This window comes from Pseudomonas sp. NPDC089422, from assembly GCF_044749405.1.
Lineage (GTDB): Bacteria > Pseudomonadota > Gammaproteobacteria > Pseudomonadales > Pseudomonadaceae > Aquipseudomonas.
In genome coordinates, this window is sequence record NZ_JBIVHW010000004.1 from 273,048 (window position 1) to 290,493 (window position 17,446).

15 protein-coding genes and 1 other RNA gene are annotated in these 17,446 nt (G+C 64.6%); 2 read left to right on the forward strand and 14 right to left on the reverse strand.

The features are described from left to right. Positions 1-3: 3 nt before the first annotated feature. The 14 genes from ACIPZ8_RS09890 to rsmI form a co-directional block, all read right to left on the reverse strand. Entirely contained in the window at positions 4-960 is a 957-nt protein-coding gene (locus tag ACIPZ8_RS09890) for a D-alanine--D-alanine ligase (protein WP_400722095.1), read from the reverse strand. Beyond that, positions 957-2,405 (reverse strand): UDP-N-acetylmuramate--L-alanine ligase, encoded by a 1,449-nt coding sequence (murC, locus tag ACIPZ8_RS09895; protein ID WP_110635803.1) that lies wholly within the window; start codon positions 2,403-2,405, stop codon positions 957-959. Before murC ends, ACIPZ8_RS09890 begins: the two co-directional genes overlap by 4 nt. Continuing rightward, the gene (murG, locus tag ACIPZ8_RS09900; protein WP_400722098.1) at positions 2,398-3,477 is read right to left on the reverse strand and encodes an undecaprenyldiphospho-muramoylpentapeptide beta-N-acetylglucosaminyltransferase; all 1,080 of its coding nucleotides are present in this window, start codon (positions 3,475-3,477) and stop codon (positions 2,398-2,400) included. The genes murC and murG overlap by 8 nt, the downstream gene beginning before the upstream one ends. Continuing rightward, positions 3,467-4,681, reverse strand: coding sequence for a putative lipid II flippase FtsW (gene ftsW, locus ACIPZ8_RS09905; protein WP_085675080.1), 1,215 nt, complete (start codon positions 4,679-4,681; stop codon positions 3,467-3,469). Before ftsW ends, murG begins: the two co-directional genes overlap by 11 nt. Next, positions 4,678-6,024 (reverse strand): UDP-N-acetylmuramoyl-L-alanine--D-glutamate ligase, encoded by a 1,347-nt coding sequence (gene murD, locus ACIPZ8_RS09910; protein WP_400722101.1) that lies wholly within the window; start codon positions 6,022-6,024, stop codon positions 4,678-4,680. Before murD ends, ftsW begins: the two co-directional genes overlap by 4 nt. A 6-nt stretch (positions 6,025-6,030) precedes the next feature. Then, the gene (gene mraY / locus ACIPZ8_RS09915; RefSeq protein ID WP_079226637.1) at positions 6,031-7,113 is read right to left on the reverse strand and encodes a phospho-N-acetylmuramoyl-pentapeptide-transferase; all 1,083 of its coding nucleotides are present in this window, start codon (positions 7,111-7,113) and stop codon (positions 6,031-6,033) included. Then, positions 7,113-8,480 (reverse strand): UDP-N-acetylmuramoyl-tripeptide--D-alanyl-D-alanine ligase, encoded by a 1,368-nt coding sequence (murF, locus tag ACIPZ8_RS09920; RefSeq protein WP_400722103.1) that lies wholly within the window; start codon positions 8,478-8,480, stop codon positions 7,113-7,115. Before murF ends, mraY begins: the two co-directional genes overlap by 1 nt. Beyond that, positions 8,473-9,963 (reverse strand): UDP-N-acetylmuramoyl-L-alanyl-D-glutamate--2,6-diaminopimelate ligase, encoded by a 1,491-nt coding sequence (locus ACIPZ8_RS09925; protein ID WP_400722106.1) that lies wholly within the window; start codon positions 9,961-9,963, stop codon positions 8,473-8,475. The genes murF and ACIPZ8_RS09925 overlap by 8 nt, the downstream gene beginning before the upstream one ends. Further along, complete coding sequence (locus tag ACIPZ8_RS09930) at positions 9,960-11,693, reverse strand: peptidoglycan D,D-transpeptidase FtsI family protein (protein ID WP_400722467.1); 1,734 nt, start codon at positions 11,691-11,693, stop codon at positions 9,960-9,962. The genes ACIPZ8_RS09925 and ACIPZ8_RS09930 overlap by 4 nt, the downstream gene beginning before the upstream one ends. Further along, positions 11,693-11,986 (reverse strand): cell division protein FtsL, encoded by a 294-nt coding sequence (ftsL, locus tag ACIPZ8_RS09935; RefSeq protein ID WP_261941472.1) that lies wholly within the window; start codon positions 11,984-11,986, stop codon positions 11,693-11,695. The genes ACIPZ8_RS09930 and ftsL overlap by 1 nt, the downstream gene beginning before the upstream one ends. Beyond that, positions 11,983-12,930 (reverse strand): 16S rRNA (cytosine(1402)-N(4))-methyltransferase RsmH, encoded by a 948-nt coding sequence (gene rsmH, locus ACIPZ8_RS09940; protein WP_400722109.1) that lies wholly within the window; start codon positions 12,928-12,930, stop codon positions 11,983-11,985. The genes ftsL and rsmH overlap by 4 nt, the downstream gene beginning before the upstream one ends. Continuing rightward, positions 12,927-13,382 (reverse strand): division/cell wall cluster transcriptional repressor MraZ, encoded by a 456-nt coding sequence (gene mraZ, locus ACIPZ8_RS09945; RefSeq protein ID WP_011535546.1) that lies wholly within the window; start codon positions 13,380-13,382, stop codon positions 12,927-12,929. The genes rsmH and mraZ overlap by 4 nt, the downstream gene beginning before the upstream one ends. Positions 13,383-13,691: 309 nt before the next feature. Next, positions 13,692-14,051: RNase P RNA component class A (rnpB, locus tag ACIPZ8_RS09950), an RNA gene on the reverse strand. Positions 14,052-14,118: 67 nt separating this feature from the next. Continuing rightward, on the reverse strand, positions 14,119-14,961 hold the full coding sequence (gene rsmI, locus ACIPZ8_RS09955; protein ID WP_400722469.1) for a 16S rRNA (cytidine(1402)-2'-O)-methyltransferase: 843 nt from the start codon (positions 14,959-14,961) through the stop codon (positions 14,119-14,121). Between the two features lie 221 nt (positions 14,962-15,182). Here rsmI and ACIPZ8_RS09960 point away from each other — a divergent pair, with 221 nt between their 5' ends. Both ACIPZ8_RS09960 and ACIPZ8_RS09965 read left to right on the forward strand, forming a co-directional pair. Beyond that, positions 15,183-17,000 carry a penicillin-binding protein activator gene (locus ACIPZ8_RS09960; protein WP_400722111.1) on the forward strand — a complete coding sequence of 606 codons (1,818 nt, stop codon included), beginning with the start codon at positions 15,183-15,185 and terminating at the stop codon, positions 16,998-17,000. Continuing rightward, positions 17,000-17,371, forward strand: a complete 372-nt coding sequence (locus ACIPZ8_RS09965) for a YraN family protein (protein WP_400722113.1) — start codon at positions 17,000-17,002, stop codon at positions 17,369-17,371. Before ACIPZ8_RS09960 ends, ACIPZ8_RS09965 begins: the two co-directional genes overlap by 1 nt. The last annotated feature ends 75 nt before the right edge of the window (positions 17,372-17,446 follow it).

Here is a 17,446-nt window from a genome sequence, read left to right on the forward strand (position 1 = left end):
TGGTTAACCTCGCGTCGCCACGCTTTCAGCCAGGATCGCCAGCACCAGTTGCTGGAAGTCCAGGCCGGCCGCGCGGGCCGCCATGGGCACCAAGCTATGATCGGTCATGCCGGGTGCGGTGTTGACTTCGAGCAGCCAGAACCGGCCCTGCTCGTCCTGCATCACGTCCAGCCGGCCCCAGCCTTCTATGCCGATGGCATCGCAGGCGCGCGCGGTCAGGTCGATCAGTTCCTGCTCCTTGGCACTGTCCAGGCCGCACGGGATGCGGTACTGGGTGTCATTGGCGATGTACTTGGCGTCGTAGTCGTAAAACACGTGCGGAGTGCCCAGGGCGATCGGCGGCAGCACTTGGCCACGCAGAACGGCGATGGTGAACTCCGGGCCGTGAATCCATTGCTCGACCAGGACTTGCGAATCGTAATGGGCGGCATCCTTCCAGGCAGCGACCAGCTCTTCCACGCTGTTCACCTTGGCCATGCCGATGCTGGAACCTTCATGGGCCGGTTTGACGATCAACGGGAAGCCCAGTTCCGTGCCGGCAGCAACACAATCGTGCTCGCTGGCCAGCACCGCGTGACGCGGGGTCGGAATACCCAGGCTCTGCCACACCTGCTTGGTGCGCAGCTTGTCCATGGCCAGTGCCGAAGCGAGGATGCCACTACCGGTGTAGGGGATGCCCAGGCACTCGAGCAGGCCCTGCATGCTGCCGTCTTCACCGCCACGGCCGTGGAGGATGATGAAGGCGCGGTCGATCCTCTCGTGCTGCAGGCGCGCCAGCAGGTCGTCACCGACGTCGATGCCGACCACGTCGACACCGGCAGTGGTCAGCGCGTCGATCACTGCCGCACCGGACTTCAGCGACACTTCACGCTCGGCGCTCTTGCCGCCGTACAGCACGGCCACGCGGCCGAAGTCTTTCACGTCCTGGGTCGAGCGCAGTTGTTCGTAGGCGCTGGTCATTTCGACTTCTCCTGCTTGGCGCCTGCGAACAGCGGGCTTTTCATCAGTTGCGGGGCCAGGCCACCGACATCACCGGCACCCTGGCAGATCAGGATGTCGCCGGCGCGCAGCAGCGGCTTGACCAGCGGCGCCAGCTCGGCGCCACGTTCGATGTAGATCGGGTCCAGCTTGCCGCGCTGGCGGATGCTGTGGCACAGCTGGCGGCTGTCGGCACCGGGGATCGGCTCTTCGCCGGCCGGGTAGACCTCCATCAACAGCAGCACGTTGGCATCGCCCAGCACCTGGACGAAATCGTCGTACAGGTCGCGGGTACGGCTGTAGCGGTGCGGCTGGTAGACGATCACCAGGCGGCGGCTTGGCCAGCCGCCGCGCACGGCCTTGATCACTGCAGCCACTTCGGTCGGGTGGTGACCATAGTCGTCGACCAGCATCACGCTGCCGCCGTCGACCGGCAGTTCGCCGTAGACCTGGAAGCGGCGGCCAACGCCCTGGAAGCCGGACAGACCCTGGACGATGGCTTCATCGCTGATGCCTTCGTCAGTGGCAATGGCAATGGTGGCCAAGGCGTTGAGCACGTTGTGGTTGCCGGGCATGTTCACCGACACCTCGAGCGGCTCGCAGTCACGGCGCAGCACGGTGAAGTGGGTCTGCATGCCCTGCTGGCGCACGTTGATGGCGCGGATGTCGGCCTCTTCGCTGAAGCCATAGGTGACGGTCGGGCGCTTGACCTGTGGCAGGATCTCGCGCACGACAGGGTCGTCCAGGCACATCACGGCCAGGCCGTAGAACGGCAGGTTGTGCAGAAACTCGACGAAGGTCTTCTTCAGCTTGTTGAAGTCACCTTCGTAGGTCGCCATGTGGTCGGCGTCGATGTTGGTGACCACGGCAACCATCGGCTGCAGGTGCAGGAAGCTGGCATCGCTTTCGTCAGCTTCGGCAATCAGGTAGCGGCTGGTGCCCAGCTGTGCGTTGGTGCCGGCAGCGGTCAGGCGACCACCGATGACGAAAGTCGGGTCCAGGCCGCCGGCGGCGAATACCGACGCCAGCAGGCTGGTGGTGGTGGTCTTGCCGTGGGTACCGGCAACCGCCACGCCATGGCGATAGCGCATCAGCTCGGCAAGCATTTCGGCACGCGGCACCACGGGAATGCGACGCTCCAGGGCGGTGGCGACTTCCGGGTTGGCCGGGTTGATGGCACTGGACACCACCAGCACATCGGCATTGGCGGCGTTCTCGGCGCGGTGGCCGACGAAGATCTCGGCGCCGAACGACTCCAGGCGCTCGGTAACCGGCGACGCCTTGAGGTCGGAACCGGACACCTGGTAGCCCAGGTTCAGCAGCACTTCAGCGATACCGCACATGCCCACGCCGCCGATACCGACGAAGTGGATACGGTTGATACGGCCCATCTTCGGCTGGGGCATGGCTTTCTGGCTTTCAACCATGGGCCACCTCCAGGCAGATATCGACCACGGTGCTGGTTGCAGCAGGTTTGGCCAGGCGCCGTGCGGTGCCAGCCATGGTGTTGAGTTTCTCGGGTTGCATCAGCACCTCGTTCAGGCGTTCAGCGAGTTGCGCCGCGCCAGTTGTCGCTTGTGGCATGAGGAAGGCAGCGCCTTCCCGGGCCAGATATTGGGCATTGTGGGTCTGGTGGTCGTCGATCGCGTGGGGCAAGGGCACCAGCATCGAAGGCAGGCCCGCCGCCGCGAGTTCGCTGACGGTCAGGGCGCCGGCCCGGCAGACCACGATATCGGCCCAGCCATAGGCATGGGCCATGTCCTTGATGAACGGTTCGACCTGGGCCTCGACACCTGCCTCGCGGTAACGCTCGGCAGTGGCCGGCGCATGGTGCTTGCCTGCCTGGTGGAACACCTCTGGCCGCAGGTTCGCCGGCACTTCGGACAGGGCCTTAGGCAACAATTTGTTCAATGGTTCCGCACCCAGGCTGCCACCCATCACCAGCAAGCGCGCGCGGCGCTCGGCCAGGGGCGCGCGAAGGGCGTCCATGAACAGCTCCGGACGCACCGGGTTGCCAGTGGTGCGCAGCTTGTCGCTGGCGTCGAAGGTTGCCGGGAAGGCTTCGCAGACACGCGCCGCCAGCGGCAGCAACAGGCGGTTGGTGGTGCCGGCACGGGCGTTCTGCTCGTGGATCACCAGCGGCACACCGCACAGCCGTGCGGCAACGCCGCCCGGGCCGGTCACATAGCCGCCGAAGCCAACTACGCACACAGGCTTGAGCTGACGCACGATACGGCGTGCCTGGAGCACCGCCTTGACCAGGGTGAAGGGCGCCTTGAGCAGCGACAGCTTGCTCTTGCCACGCAGGCCACTGACCTGGATCAGGTGCAGTGGCAGGCCGGCTTGCGGCACCAGTTCGTTCTCGATGCCACGCGGCGTGCCCAGCCAGTGCACGGTATAACCGCGGGCCTGGAACTCACGGGCGCAGGCCAGGGCCGGGAACACATGGCCCCCGGTGCCGCCCGCCATGATCAGTACGTTCTTGCCGTCAGCGGCCATGACTGGTCTCCTCGGCAAAATCGCTCTCCTTGAATTCGTGCTCCTCGCTGCCCAGGTGCGTGCGACTCTCCCATTCGATGCGCAACAGCAAACCCACGCAGGCACAGCAGATCACCAGCGATGAACCGCCGTAACTGAGGAACGGCAAGGTCAGGCCCTTGGTCGGCAGCAGGCCGACGTTCACGCCGATGTTGATCAGGAACTGGCCGATCCACAGGAACGCCAGGCCGAACGCCATGTAGGCGGCAAAGAACTGCTTGGCCTTCTCTGCCCACAGGCCGATGTACAGGGCACGAATGGTGACGAAGACGAACAGCGCGATGGTCACCAGCGAGCCCACCACGCCAAGCTCTTCGGCCAGTACCGAGAACACGAAGTCGGTGTGCGCTTCAGGCAGGTAGAACTGCTTCTGCACGCTGTTGCCCAGGCCGACACCCAGCCACTCGCCGCGGCCGAAGGCGATCAGCGCCTGGGTCAGCTGGTAGCCGGAGCCGAACTGGTCGGACCAGGGGTCGGTGAAGGTGATCAGACGCGCCATCCGGTACGGCTGCGCCTGCACCAGGATGAACACGGCAGCCACCGCCAGCACCACCATCAGGCTGAAGCGGAACAGCCCCACTCCACCGAGGAACAGCATCGCGGCGGCGGCCCCCATCATCACCACGGTGGCGCCGAAGTCTGGCTCCATCAGCAGCAGAGCCGCCATTGGCAGCAGGACGATGAAGGGCTTGAAGAAGCCCATCCAGGTTTCACGCACCTCGGTCTGCCGGCGCACCAGGTAGCCGGCCAGGTAGATGACCACGAAGACCTTGGCGATCTCCGATGGCTGCACGTTGAAGAAGCTGAAGCCGATCCAGCGCATCGAACCGTTCACTTCGCGGCCGATCCCCGGCACCAGCACCAGCACCAGCAGGCCGAAGGCACCGATCAGCATCATGAAGCCCATGCGCTGCCAGGTGGCGATCGGCACCATCATGGTCGCGCCACAGGCAACCAGGCCGAGGAACACGTACACCAGGTGGCGGAACATGTGGTACAGCGGATTGCCGGACTGCACCGCGGCAACTTCCGACGACGCCGAGGTGATCATCACCAGGCCCAGGCCCAGCAGTGCCAGGCAGCCGGCCAGCATGGCGAAGTCGAGGTCGATGCCACGGCCACTGATCAGCGGCGACGGATAGGGCTTGAGGATGCCGAAGATCATGCCAGCCCTCCCGCCGCCTGGGCGAACAGGCGCCCGCGTTCTTCGAAGTTCTTGAACATGTCGAGGCTGGCGCAGGCCGGCGACAGCAGCACGGCGTCGCCTGGCTGGGCCAGCTCGGCACACTGTTGCACGGCCTCGTCCAGGGTCTTGACCCGTACCAGCGGCACGCCGTCACCCAAGGCATCGGCCAGGCGCTCGGCATCACGGCCAAGCAGCACCACGGCGCGGCAGAAGCGCTTGACCGGCTCGCGCAAGGCGGCGAAATCGGCGCCCTTGCCGTCGCCACCGGCGATCAGCACCAGCTTGCCGTCGATGTCCGCACCCAGGCCTTCGATCGCCGCCAGGGCAGCCCCGACGTTGGTGGCCTTGGAATCGTCGTACCAGTTGACGGCGTTGCGCTCACGGATCCACTGGCAGCGGTGAGCCAGGCCCTTGAACTCACGCAGCGCTTCGAGCATCGGCGCGAACGGCAGGCCGGCAGCGTGGCCGAGGGCCAGGGCCGCCAGGGCGTTGCTCTGGTTGTGGGCGCCGCGAATCTTCAGCTCACGCACCGGCATCAGCGTCTGGAATTCATACGCCAGGTATTTCTCGCCGTCGACTTCACGCAGGCCGAAGGCCTTGAAGTCCGGCTGGTTGAGGCCGAAGGAGAAGCACGGGCGGCCTTCCACCGGCAGTGGCCGGCTCAGGGCATCCTGGCGGTTGACCACGACCTGGCGGGCACCGCGGAAGATCCGGTGCTTGGCCAGGTGGTAGGCCGGCAGGCCGCTGTAGCGGTCCATGTGGTCTTCGCTGATGTTCAGCACGGTGGCCACTTCGGCGTTGAGCTGGTCGGTGGTTTCCAGCTGGAAACTCGACAGCTCCAGCACATACAACTCGACGTCGTCGCTCAGCAGGTCCAGCGCCGGGGTGCCCAGGTTGCCGCCCACGGCCACGCGCTTGCCGGCCTTGGCGGCCATCTCGCCGACCAGGGTGGTGACAGTGCTTTTCGCGTTGGAGCCGCTGATCGCGATGATCGGCGCCTTGGCATGGCGGGCGAACAGTTCGATGTCACCGGACAGCTGCACGCCACGCGCTGCAGCCTGCTGCAGGGCCGGCGTGGCCAGGGCCAGGCCCGGGCTCACGTACAACTCGTTGGCGCGGCACAGGAAGTCCACGTCCAGCTCACCACAGCGCACTTCCACCTGCGGGTAATCACGGCGCAGGGTTTCCAGTTCCGGCGGTTGCTCGCGGGTGTCGGCGACCGCAAAGGCAATGCCCCGGCTCGCCAGGAAGCGAACCAGGGACATGCCGCTCTTGCCGAGGCCGACAACGATGCGGAATTGGTCGGAAGCGATCAATGACACGCTTTTCTACCTCAGTTTCAGGGTTGCCAGGCCGATCAGCACCAGAATCACGGTGATGATCCAGAAACGGACGATCACGCGTGGCTCAGGCCAGCCCTTGAGTTCAAAGTGGTGGTGAATCGGCGCCATGCGGAACACACGCTTGCCGGTGAGCTTGAACGAGGCGACCTGGATCACCACCGACAGGGTTTCCATCACGAAGATGCCGCCCATGATGAACAGCACGATTTCCTGGCGCACGATCACGGCGATGGTGCCCAGCGCGGCACCCAGCGCCAGTGCACCGACGTCGCCCATGAACACCTGGGCCGGATAGGTGTTGAACCACAGGAAGCCCAGGCCGGCACCGATCAGCGCGCCGCAGAACACGATCAGCTCGCCCGAGCCCGGCACGTAAGGGATCAGCAGGTACTCAGCAAACTTCACGTTACCCGACAGGTAGCAGAAGATGCCCAGAGCACCGCCGACCATCACGGTAGGCATGATCGCCAGGCCATCGAGGCCGTCGGTGAGGTTGACCGCGTTGCTCGAACCGACGATGACGAAATAGGTCAGCACGACGAAGCCGATACCCAGCGGGATGGTGACGTCCTTGAGGAACGGCACGATCAAGGTAGTTTCGACGCTGGTCGGGGCGGTCATGTACAGGAACACGGCCGCGCCCAGACCGAACACCGATTGCCAGAAGTACTTCCAGCGGCTCGGCAGGCCACGCGAGTTCTTTTCGATCACCTTGCGGTAGTCGTCGACCCAGCCAATGGCACCAAACAGCAGGGTGACGATCAGCACGGTCCAGACATAGCGATTGGACAGGTCGGCCCACAGCAAGGTGCTGACGCCGATGGCAGACAGAATCAGTGCGCCACCCATGGTCGGGGTGCCGGACTTGGACAGGTGCGATTGCGGGCCGTCGTTACGCACGGCCTGACCGATCTGGCGAATCTGCAGGGTACGGATCATCCACGGCCCCAGCCACAGCGCCAGCGACAACGCGGTCAGTACGCCAAGAATCCCGCGCAGGGACAGGTACTGGAAGACCGCGAAGCCCTTGTGGAACTGTTGCAGATACTCGGCCAACAGCAGCAGCATTAATGTTTCTCCCCGCTGGCACCGCACAAAGCAGCCACGACGTTTTCCATCGCAGCGCTGCGCGAGCCCTTGATCAAGATAGTGGTGTCGCCGGCAGTTTCGGCGCGTACGGCGTCGATCAGCTCAGCTTGAGTAGCGAAATGACGGCCATTGGCGCCGAACGCCTTGACCGCATGAATCATGTTGGAACCCGTTGCATACACGGCGTCAACCTTGCCGCGTGCGTAGTCACCCACCTGCCGGTGGCCTTCTTCCGCCCACTGGCCCAGTTCGCCAATATCCCCCAGCACCAGAACGGTGCGCCCGGAAAAGCCGGCGAGTATATCAATGGCCGCACACATGGAGGTGGGATTTGCGTTGTAGCTGTCGTCGATGACCCGCACACCGTTCGGGGCGATCTGCGCCACGGTGCGGCCCTTGACCGGTTGCACGGCGTTGAGGCCGGCGGCGATGCCACTCAGGCTCAGACCAACGGCATGGGCAGCGGCGGCAGCCGCCAGGGCGTTGCTGACGTTGTGGGTGCCAAGCAGGTTCAGCTGCACCGGCACACTGCCATCAGGGCCGTGCAGGGTGAACAATGGGCAGCCACGGGCATCACGGCCAATGTCGCTGGCATGGAAGTCGGCCCGCGGGTCGTCCAGGGCAAAGCTGAAGATGCGGTGGTTGCCTGCGCGCTTTCGCCAGATGTCGAACGCCTTGTCGGCCAGGTTGAGGATGGCGGTGCCGCCCTCGCCCAGGCCTTCGAGTATCTCGCCCTTGGCTTCGACAATCTTCTCGGGACCACCGAACTCACCCACGTGGGCGGTGCCGGCGTTGTTGATGATCACCACCTGCGGCTGGGTCAGGCCGACGGTGTAGCGGATCTCGCCGATGCGCGAAGCGCCCAGCTCGATCACCGCAGCGCTGTGCTCCGGAGCGATCTCCAGCAGGGTCAGCGGAGCGCCGAGGTCGTTGTTCAGGTTGCCGCGGGTGGCGTGCACCAGGCCACGGGTGCGCAGGATGCTGGCAAGCATCTCCTTGACCGTGGTCTTGCCGCTGGAACCGGTGATGGCGACGACTGGTTTGTCGAAGGCCGCGCGGTTCAGCGCACCGAGCTGGCCTAGCGCGACGCGGCAGTCGGCGACCAGCAGTTGCGGCAGATCGACATCGGCGATTTCACGCTCGACCAGCGCCGCGACGGCACCTTTGGCCTGCACGTCGGCGAGGTAGTCATGGCCATCGAAGCGCGGCCCGGTCAGGGCCACGAACAGCTGACCGGCAGCGACGCTGCGGCTGTCGATGCTGACACCGGTGAAACTGGCGTCGGCGTTGACCAGGCGCGCATTCAAGGCGCCGGTCAGCTGGCTGAGGGTCATGGGCTTAAGCATGCGGAGCCTCCCAGGCTGCAAGTGCCTTGTCGGCTTCGATCAGGTCGGAGAAGGCATGGCGCTCGCCATGGATCTCCTGGTAATCCTCGTGCCCCTTGCCGGCCAGGACGATGACGTCATCGGCCGCAGCGGTGGCGATCAGGTGCGCGATGGCTTCGCCACGACCAGCGACGAACTCGACGTCGGCAGGCTTGGTGAATCCGGGGCGAATATCGTCGAAGATGCGCAGCGGGTCTTCAGTACGCGGGTTGTCGTCGGTGACCAGCACGCGGTCCGCCAGGCGCTCGGCCACTTCGGCCATCAGCGGGCGCTTGCCGCGATCACGGTCGCCACCGCAGCCGAACAGGCACAGCAGCTTGCCGTGAGCATGCGGACGCAGGGCTTCGAGGACTTTTTCCAGGGCGTCGGGGGTGTGGGCGTAATCGACCACCACCAGCGGCTTGTCACCGCCACCCAGGCGCTGCATGCGACCGACCGGCCCTTGCAGGTCAGGGACGACCTTGAGGATCTCCTCCAACGAGTAGTCCAGCGCCAGCAACGTGGCCACGGCCGCGAGCATATTGCTCAGGTTGAAGCGGCCCAGCAGCTGGCTGCGCAGAGTGCGTTCACCCTGGGCGGTGACCAGCGTGGCGCGCACGCCATCATCATCGAAATGCGCTTCGCGGCAGAACAGCGAAGCGTCCGGGTTTTCCAGGCTGTAGCTGAGCAGCCGGGTCTCGATATGATCGACACTCGGGCGGCGGGCAAAATCGTCAGCCAGGCGACGACCGAAGTCATCATCCAGGTTGACCACCTGGCAACGCAGGCTCGGCCAGGCGAAAAGCCTGGCCTTGGCGGCCTCGTAGGCCTCCATGCTGCCGTGGTAATCCAGATGGTCGCGGGACAGGTTGGTCATGACCGCGATGTCGAATTCCAGCGCAGCGACCCGGCCCTGCTCCAGCGCATGGGAGGAAACCTCCATGGCCACGGCCTTGGCGCCGCCTTTCTTGAGGTCGTTCAGGGTCGACTGCACGGCGATCGGATCAGGCGTGGTCAGGCGACCGCTCTGCAGCTCGCCATGGAAGCCGGTGCCCAGGGTGCCGATCAGGCCGCAGCGCTGGCCCAGCGCATCGAGCGCCTGGGCCACCAACTGGGTGACGCTGGTCTTGCCATTGGTGCCGGTGACGCCCACCAGGTTCAGCTGGCGGCTCGGCTCGCCGTAGAAGCGCCCGGCAATCTGCGACAGCTGGCCGATCAGGCCCTTCACCGGGATCAGCGGCACATCGGTGAGCGGCAGCACGTTGGCGCCCTGCTCTTCATAGGCCACGGCCGCAGCGCCGCGCGACAGTGCATCGGCAATATGCTCACGACCATCAACCTTGGCGCCTGGCACGGCCAGGAACAGGTCGCCCTGACGCACCTGGCGGCTGTCCAGGGTCAGTTCACGGATCAGCGGATCACGGCTGGCGTGGGCGAAAAGCTTGCTCAATGGCATCGTCATCATCCACGCCCTCCCTTGGCGGGTGCTGCACTGGCCTGCTGCGGATCGCTTGGCGGCGGCAGGTTGTCTGGCGGCACGTTCATCAGGCGCAGGGTGCCCGACATGACCTTGCTGAATACGGGGGCCGACACCAGGCCGCCGAAGTAGCCACCCTTGCCCGGTTCGTCGATGACCACGACGATGGCGTAGCGCGGGTCGCTCATCGGGCCGAAGCCGGCGAACAGCGAGCGGTAGGCGTTTTCGGTGTAACCCTTGGAGCCGACGGTGGCCTTACGTGCGGTACCGGATTTACCAGCCACGTGATAGAACGGCACCTGGGCACGGAACACGCCGCGCGGCGCTTCGATCACTTGCTGCAGCATGCCCTGGACGGTTTCGGCGGTTTCCTTCGGAATGGCCTGCACGGCTTCCGGCGCCTTGTCGACCTTGAGGATCGACAGCGGCACCATCTTGCCGTCGTTGGCCAGCGCCGCGTAGGCGTGCACCAGCTGCAGGGCGGTCACCGACACACCGTAGCCGTAGGACAGGGTCGCGGTTTCAGCCTTGCGCCACTCGCGGTGGTTAGGCAGGTTGCCGACGCGCTCGCCTGGGAAGCCGAGGCCGGTGTACTGGCCCAGGCCGACCTGGGACATGACCCGGTAGATGGCTTCACCGCCGATATCGAAGGCAATCTTGCTCATGCCGACGTTGGAAGAGTTGATCAGGATGCCGGTCAGGTCGAGGATCGGGCCCTCGCTCTTGGACACGTCCTTGATGGTGTAGCGACCGATCTGCAGGCTGCCTGGATATACCTCGACCTTGTCGGTCGGCTTCCAGCGACCGCTCTGCAGCGCCGCACTCATCGAGATCGGTTTGACCGTCGAGCCCGGCTCGAACACGTCGATGATCGCCCGGTTTCGCATGGCGGCCGGGAACATGCTGCGACGGTTGTTAGGGTTGTAGGTCGGCTGGTTGACCATGGCCAGGACCTCACCGGTCTTGACGTCCATGATCACCAGGCTGCCGGCCTTGGCGTCCTGTTCGGCGATGGCGTTACGCAGTTCGCGGGTGGCCAGGTATTGCAGGCGCAGGTCGATGGACAACGCCAAGGTCTTGCCGGCCTTGGCGTTCTTGGTGACCTGGATGTCCTTGATCAGCCGGCCGCGCCGATCCTTGATCACTTGCCGCTTGCCGGGCACGCCCGCCAGCCATTCATCGTAGGCCAGCTCCACACCTTCGCGGCCGTGGTCATCGAGGTCGGTGAAGCCGACCATGTGCGCGGTCACGTCGCCGGCCGGATAGAAGCGGCGGAATTCTTCCAGGCCATACACGCCCGGTACTTTCAGGTCGAGCACGTGCTGGCCCTGCTCGGGAGTCAGGCCGCGAACCAGGTAAATGAACTCTTTGTTGGCCTGCTGGGTCAGGCGCTCGGTCAGTTGCTGGGCGTTCTGCCCAAGGGCTGCGGCCAACTGCGGCCAGCGATCCTTGGCGACCTGCATTTCCTTGGGGTTTGCCCACAAGGTGGTGACCGGGGTACTGACCGCCAGCGGCTCGCCGTTGCGGTCGGTGATCAGGCCACGGTGCGCAGGAATGGGAATGTGACGCAGGCTGCGGGCATCGCCCTGGCCCTTGAGGAAGTCACGGTCGACCACCTGCAGGTCGATGATGCGCCAGCAGATGGCACCGACCATCAGCGCGAGCAAGCCGATCACTACCCGGAAGCGCCAGGGGTAGAGTGCGCCTTCGAGCTTCATCATGGCGCCACCATCCGTACTTCGTCAGCCGCAGGCACGCGCATCTTCAACTGTTCGGAGGCCAGGCTCTCGATACGGCTGGAGGCGGTCCAGGTGCTTTGCTCGAGAATCAGCCGGCCCCACTCGGCCTGGGCCTTGTCACGCTCGTTCAACTCGCCGTACAGGGTGTTGAGCAACTGGCGATTCCAGTGGGCGCTGTAAGACACGGCGATGGCCGACACGAGCACACCGACAAACAGCAGAAGCATCAGGAAGCTTCCGCCTGGCAGAGGTTTGGCGAACAGCCGGCTCACCGAAGTTTCTCCGCCACCCGCATCACGGCGCTGCGCGACCGCGGGTTGGCCTTGAGTTCGGCTTCGGAGGCAAACTGGGCCTTGCCGATCAGCTTGATCTTCGGCTCGAAGACCTTGTGCTGTACCGGCAGGTTGCGTGGCAGGTTGTCGGCCTCGCCCTTGACCAGCTTGCGCATGAACAGCTTGACGATGCGGTCTTCCAGCGAGTGGAAGCTGATGACCGCCAGGCGACCGCCCACTTCCAGGGCGTCGAGCGCAGCCTCAAGGCCAGCCTCGAGGTCACCCAGCTCGTTGTTGACGTGGATGCGCAGCCCCTGGAAGGCACGGGTCGCCGGGTTCTTGCCCTTTTCCCAGGCCGGGTTGGCAACCTTGAGCACTTCAGCCAGGTCGGCGGTGCGGGTGAACGGCTGCTTCTCGCGGCGCTCGACCACGGCACGGGCCATGCGCCCGGCAAAGCGCTCTTCGCCGTATTCCTTGAAGACACGGGCAATTTCTTCGACGGGCGCGGTGGCGATGAACTCGGCAGCGCTGATGCCCTGATCCGGATTCATGCGCATGTCCAGCGGGCCATCGTTGAGGAAGCTGAAGCCGCGCTCAGGGTCATCCAGCTGCGGCGAGGACACGCCCAGGTCAAGCAGGATGCCGCTGACCTTGCCGTCCAGACCGCGCGCGGCCACTTCCGCACCAAGCTCGGCAAAGCTGCGCTGCACAATGACAAAGCGGCCGTCTTCGGCCGCCAGCGCTTGCCCGGTGGCAATCGCTTGAGGATCTTTGTCGAAGCCCAGCAGCCGCCCTTGCGGCCCGAGCTTGCTGAGGATCAGGCGGCTATGGCCGCCACGCCCGAAGGTGCCGTCCAGATAGCAACCGTCGGCGCGCAAGGCCAATGCCTCGACAGCTTCGTCGAGGAGGACGGTGATGTGGTTGAAGCCGCTATCTATGGTCACAGGATCAGGTCACGCAAATCGTCGGGCATGGCGCCCGGTTGTTGGATAGCTGCAAGGTCGGCTGCCGAAACCGCGTTCCAGGCATCCTCATCCCACAGCTGGAATTTGTTCAGTTGCCCCACCAGCATCGCCTTCTTGTCCAGCTTGGCGTACTCACGCAGGCGGGGCGGCACCAGGAAACGCCCACTGCCATCGAGCTCCAGGTCAACCGCATTACCGATCAGCAAGCGCTGCAGGCGGCGGTTTTCCTCACGCAACGACGGCAAGGCACGCAACTTGGCTTCAATCTGTTCCCACTCATCGAGGGGATAAACACACAAGCAGGGGTCAACGGCGTCGATGGTCACGATCAGCTGACCATTGCAACGCGAATCGAGCTCGTCACGGTACCGGCTCGGCATGGCGAGACGGCCCTTGGCATCGAGGCTGACGGCGTTGGCTCCGCGGAACACGGCTGCGATTCCCCACAATGTTAGCTTTTTTGTGCCAGAAAACCCACTTCATCCCACTTTCTGCCACTTGCGCACACTATAGGAATCCGCCCGCTGCACCGTCAAGGCACGTTCATAAGGAAAACCCTTACAGGACCGAGATTTAGCACAACAAAGGAATGCGGAAGGACTACCAGGCGGGGAAAAACACGAGAAAAATCAAACCGACTCAAACGAATGCCGTTCGAAGTTAAAGTGAATTATTAAGAGTAAGATCTTTTTGGTATTACCACGAGGGATCTGCTATCGATTCAAGCAGGAAAGGAAAAGGTGGAGAGTCGATCTGTAAGCCGGGTTTTGTCGAGGACAGTCATTCCTCTACGACGGCCATCACTGGACGCCTCTAGCAACCTACCCGGTTCCGACGCGGGCCACGCCTGATGGAACCCTATTTGGTCTTGCTCCGAGTGGGGTTTACCTAGCCACGAACTGTTGCCAGCCGTGCGGTGCGCTCTTACCGCACCTTTTCACCCTTACCGGCACCGAAGTGCTTAGGCGGTTATTTTCTGTGGCACTTTCCGTAGGCTCGCGCCTCCCAGGCGTTACCTGGCACTCTGCCCTATGGAGCCCGGACTTTCCTCCCCCATCTTTTGCGGAACAAAAGATGGCAGCGACTGTCCGATCGACTCTCCGCCGACAAGGTTAACGGCACGCGCGCGCAAGAACAAGCGATACCGTCAGTTATGTCTAATTGCCACTACTGCGTTTTCTGTTTTTCCAGCGCCACCTGATACAGCAGGTTCTTGCGCACGCCGGTGATTTCCGCCGCCAATGCCGCCGCCCTTTTCAGTGGCAACTCTGCCAGCAACAGGTCCAGCACTCGCTGTGCCTCGGCGCTGATCGCATCCTCGCCTTCAGGTGCACTCCAACCTCCGACCAGCACCACGCACTCGCCCCGCTGCTGATTGCTGTCGCCGGCGACGAACGCGCGCAACTCACTCAGCGGCAGCCCCTTCAGGGTCTCGAAAGTCTTGGTCAGCTCGCGCGCCAGCAGCGCCGGGCGCTCGGCACCGAACACCAGCTCCATGTCTTCGAGGCACTCCAGGATCCGGTGCGGTGCCTCGTAGAAGATCAGCGTGCGTGGCTCTTCCTTGACCTGCTCCAGGCGCGCCCGACGCCCGGCGGCCTTGGCTGGCAGGAAGCCTTCGAAGATGAAACGGTCGGAAGGCAGGCCGGCTGCCGAAAGCGCGGCAATCAATGCGCAGGCACCTGGCACTGGCACCACGCTGACGCCTGCGGCCCGGGCCTGACGCACCAGGTGGTAACCCGGGTCGGAAATCAGCGGCGTACCGGCATCGGATACCAACGCCACGTCCTCACCAGCCAGCAACTTGGTGATGAAGCGCCCGCCCTCGTCACGCTCGTTGTGCTCATGGCAGGCCGCCAGCGGCGTATCGATGCCGAAGTGCTGCAGCAGGCGGATCGAATGCCGGGTATCCTCGGCGGCGATCAGGGCGACATCGGCCAGCACCTTGAGCGCCCTGGCGCTCATGTCATCAAGGTTGCCGATGGGGGTCGCGACCACATAAAGCGTCCCCATGGTGGATTTCGAAGCCCCGGCCACATCAGTCACTGCACACATCCTGCCTTTCGGATCAAAGGCGCTATTGTAGCCCGAGCGCCGGTAACAGGGCGCAAAGAACTTCATCAGCGGCCATCGGCGAGCCGCCTATAGTGAAGGTTCTGCTAACGGCAGATCGCGCCCCGGCCGCCGCTTGGGTACAATTGCCGGCCAACTTGATCGAGTAACAGGACCTTTACATGATCGCTTGCCTGCGGCTGCTCACAGCCCTCTGCCTCGCTGCCCTGCTGGCAGCCTGCGCCAGCTCGCCCTCATCCAGCCTGGGCGAACTGCCACGCACCCCGGATGCCAGCATCGAGCAACTGCTCGAGAAGGCCGCCACCAGCAAGTCCGCCGAAGACGCTGCCCTGCTGCGCCTTAGCGCAGCCGACCTGGCTTACAAGCAGAAGGACTTCCCACGCGCCGCACGCATCCTCGAGCAGGTGCCGATGGACACGCTCAAGCCGGCCCAGCAGATCTTCGCCGCCACCCTCGGCGCCGAACTGGCCATGAGCCGCAACCAGCCCAAGGCCGCGCTGACCGCGCTGTCCCACCCGAGCCTGCAACACCTCGCGGAGCTGCCGGAGCAACAGCAGGTCCGCACCTACAGCGTCCACGCCGCCGCCTTCGAGGCCGACGGCCAGGCCATGGCCGCCGCCCAGCAACGCGTGCTGCTGAGCCCGCTGCTCAGCGGTCAGGCTGCCAGCGCCAACAATGACGCGATCTGGGCCCTGGTCGCCTCGCTGCCAGCCGAGCAGCTGCAACAGCCCGCCAACAACGAAATCCTGGCCGGCTGGACCAGCCTGGCGCTGGCGGTGAAGAGCGCCGGCACCCTGGAGCAGCAGCAGGCTGCCATCGAGGCCTGGCGCAAACAGCACCCTGATCACCCAGCCGCCAAGCAGCTGCCACTGGCCCTGACCAAGCTCAAGGAACTGGCCAGTCAGCCGCTGACCAAAATCGCCCTGCTGCTGCCCCAGGAAGGCCCGCTGGCCGGCGTTGCCCGCGCCCTGCGTGACGGCTTCATGGCCGCCCACTTCCAGGCCCAGCAGGCAGGCGGACAAGCGCCCGCCGTCCAGGTCTACGACAGTTCGCGCATCGGCTCGCTCGACGCCTTCTATCGCCAGGCCCAGGCCGATGGCGTACAACTGGTGGTCGGCCCGCTTGAAAAACCGCTGGTCAAGCAGCTCGCTGGCAACACCCAGCTGCCCATCACCACCCTCGCCCTGAACTACGCCGACGCTGGCCAGAAAGCGCCACCGCAGCTGTTCCAGTTCGGCCTCGCCGCCGAGGACGAAGCCCGCGAAGTGGCACGCCGTGCCCGCGCTGACGGTATGGTCCGCGCCGTGGCCCTGGTACCGAGCGGTGAATGGGGTGACCGCGTGCTGGCTGCCTTCCGTCAGGACTGGGAAGGCAATGGTGGCACCATCATCGCCGCCGAGCGCATCGCCCAGCCGGTCGCACTGGCCCAGCAGATCGCCAGCCTGTTCCAGCTGCGCCAGAGCGAAGGACGCGCCCAGAGTCTGCAGAGCACCGTAGGCGGCAGCATCGCGGCACAACCGTCGCGCCGCCAGGACATCGATTTCATCTTCCTCGCCTCGACCCCGCAGCAGGCGCAGCAGATCAAGCCGACCCTGAACTTCCAGTACGCCGGTGACGTACCGGTCTACGCCACCTCGAACCTGTACAGCGCCAGCGGTGACGTCAACCAGTACAACGACATGAACGGCATTCGCTTCTGCGAAACCCCGTGGCTGCTCGACACCAGCAACAGCCTGCGCCAGCAGGTCGTGCAGCAGTGGCCGCAAGCCGCAGGCAGCCTCGGCCGCCTGTACGCCATGGGCGTCGACGCCTACAGCCTGGCGCCACGCCTGGGCCAACTCAAGGCACTGCCAGACAACCGCGTGCAAGGCCTGTCCGGCAGCCTGAGCATCAATGCCAGCCAACGCGTCGAACGTCAGCTGCCATGGGCCGAGTTCTCCGGCGGCCAGGTCAAGCGCCTGCCAGATACCTCGCACTGATGCCCGAAGCATCGCCGAGCAGCGCCGGCCAGGCGGCAGAAACCCAAGCCCTTGAGTACCTTCAAGGGCAAGGCCTGCAACTGCTGACACGCAATTGGCGATGCAAAGGCGGCGAGCTTGATCTGGTCATGCTCGACGCCGATACAGTAGTATTCGTCGAAGTCCGCTACCGGTTGCACGCGGACTTCGGTGGCGCCCTCGGCAGCATTGACGGGCGCAAGCAGAAACGACTGGTGCTTGCCGCCACTCTGTTCCTGCAGAAGGAGTCCCGCTGGGCCAATCACCCCTGCCGCTTCGACGTTGTCGCCCTGCAGGGCAGTCGCCATGCAGGCCGGCCGCTTCAATGGCTGAAAAACGCCTTCGAATGCTGAACCCACTCCGATTTTTTTGCTCTATGTTTCGCGGGCTGGTCCTTGTTGCGCGTAGCAAAGGCCACCGCCCCACTT

Coding starts and splice junctions, on each gene's coding strand:
- ACIPZ8_RS09890 (WP_400722095.1), bottom strand. CDS start 960: ATGACCAGCGCCTACGAACAACTGCGCTCGACCCAGGACGTGAAAGAC.
- murC (WP_110635803.1), bottom strand. CDS start 2,405: ATGGTTGAAAGCCAGAAAGCCATGCCCCAGCCGAAGATGGGCCGTATC.
- murG (WP_400722098.1), bottom strand. CDS start 3,477: ATGGCCGCTGACGGCAAGAACGTACTGATCATGGCGGGCGGCACCGGG.
- ftsW (WP_085675080.1), bottom strand. CDS start 4,681: ATGATCTTCGGCATCCTCAAGCCCTATCCGTCGCCGCTGATCAGTGGC.
- mraY (WP_079226637.1), bottom strand. CDS start 7,113: ATGCTGCTGCTGTTGGCCGAGTATCTGCAACAGTTCCACAAGGGCTTC.
- murF (WP_400722103.1), bottom strand. CDS start 8,480: ATGCTTAAGCCCATGACCCTCAGCCAGCTGACCGGCGCCTTGAATGCG.
- ACIPZ8_RS09925 (WP_400722106.1), bottom strand. CDS start 9,963: ATGATGACGATGCCATTGAGCAAGCTTTTCGCCCACGCCAGCCGTGAT.
- ACIPZ8_RS09930 (WP_400722467.1), bottom strand. CDS start 11,693: ATGAAGCTCGAAGGCGCACTCTACCCCTGGCGCTTCCGGGTAGTGATC.
- rsmI (WP_400722469.1), bottom strand. CDS start 14,961: ATGGGGACGCTTTATGTGGTCGCGACCCCCATCGGCAACCTTGATGAC.
- ACIPZ8_RS09960 (WP_400722111.1), top strand. CDS start 15,183: ATGATCGCTTGCCTGCGGCTGCTCACAGCCCTCTGCCTCGCTGCCCTG.
- ACIPZ8_RS09965 (WP_400722113.1), top strand. CDS start 17,000: ATGCCCGAAGCATCGCCGAGCAGCGCCGGCCAGGCGGCAGAAACCCAA.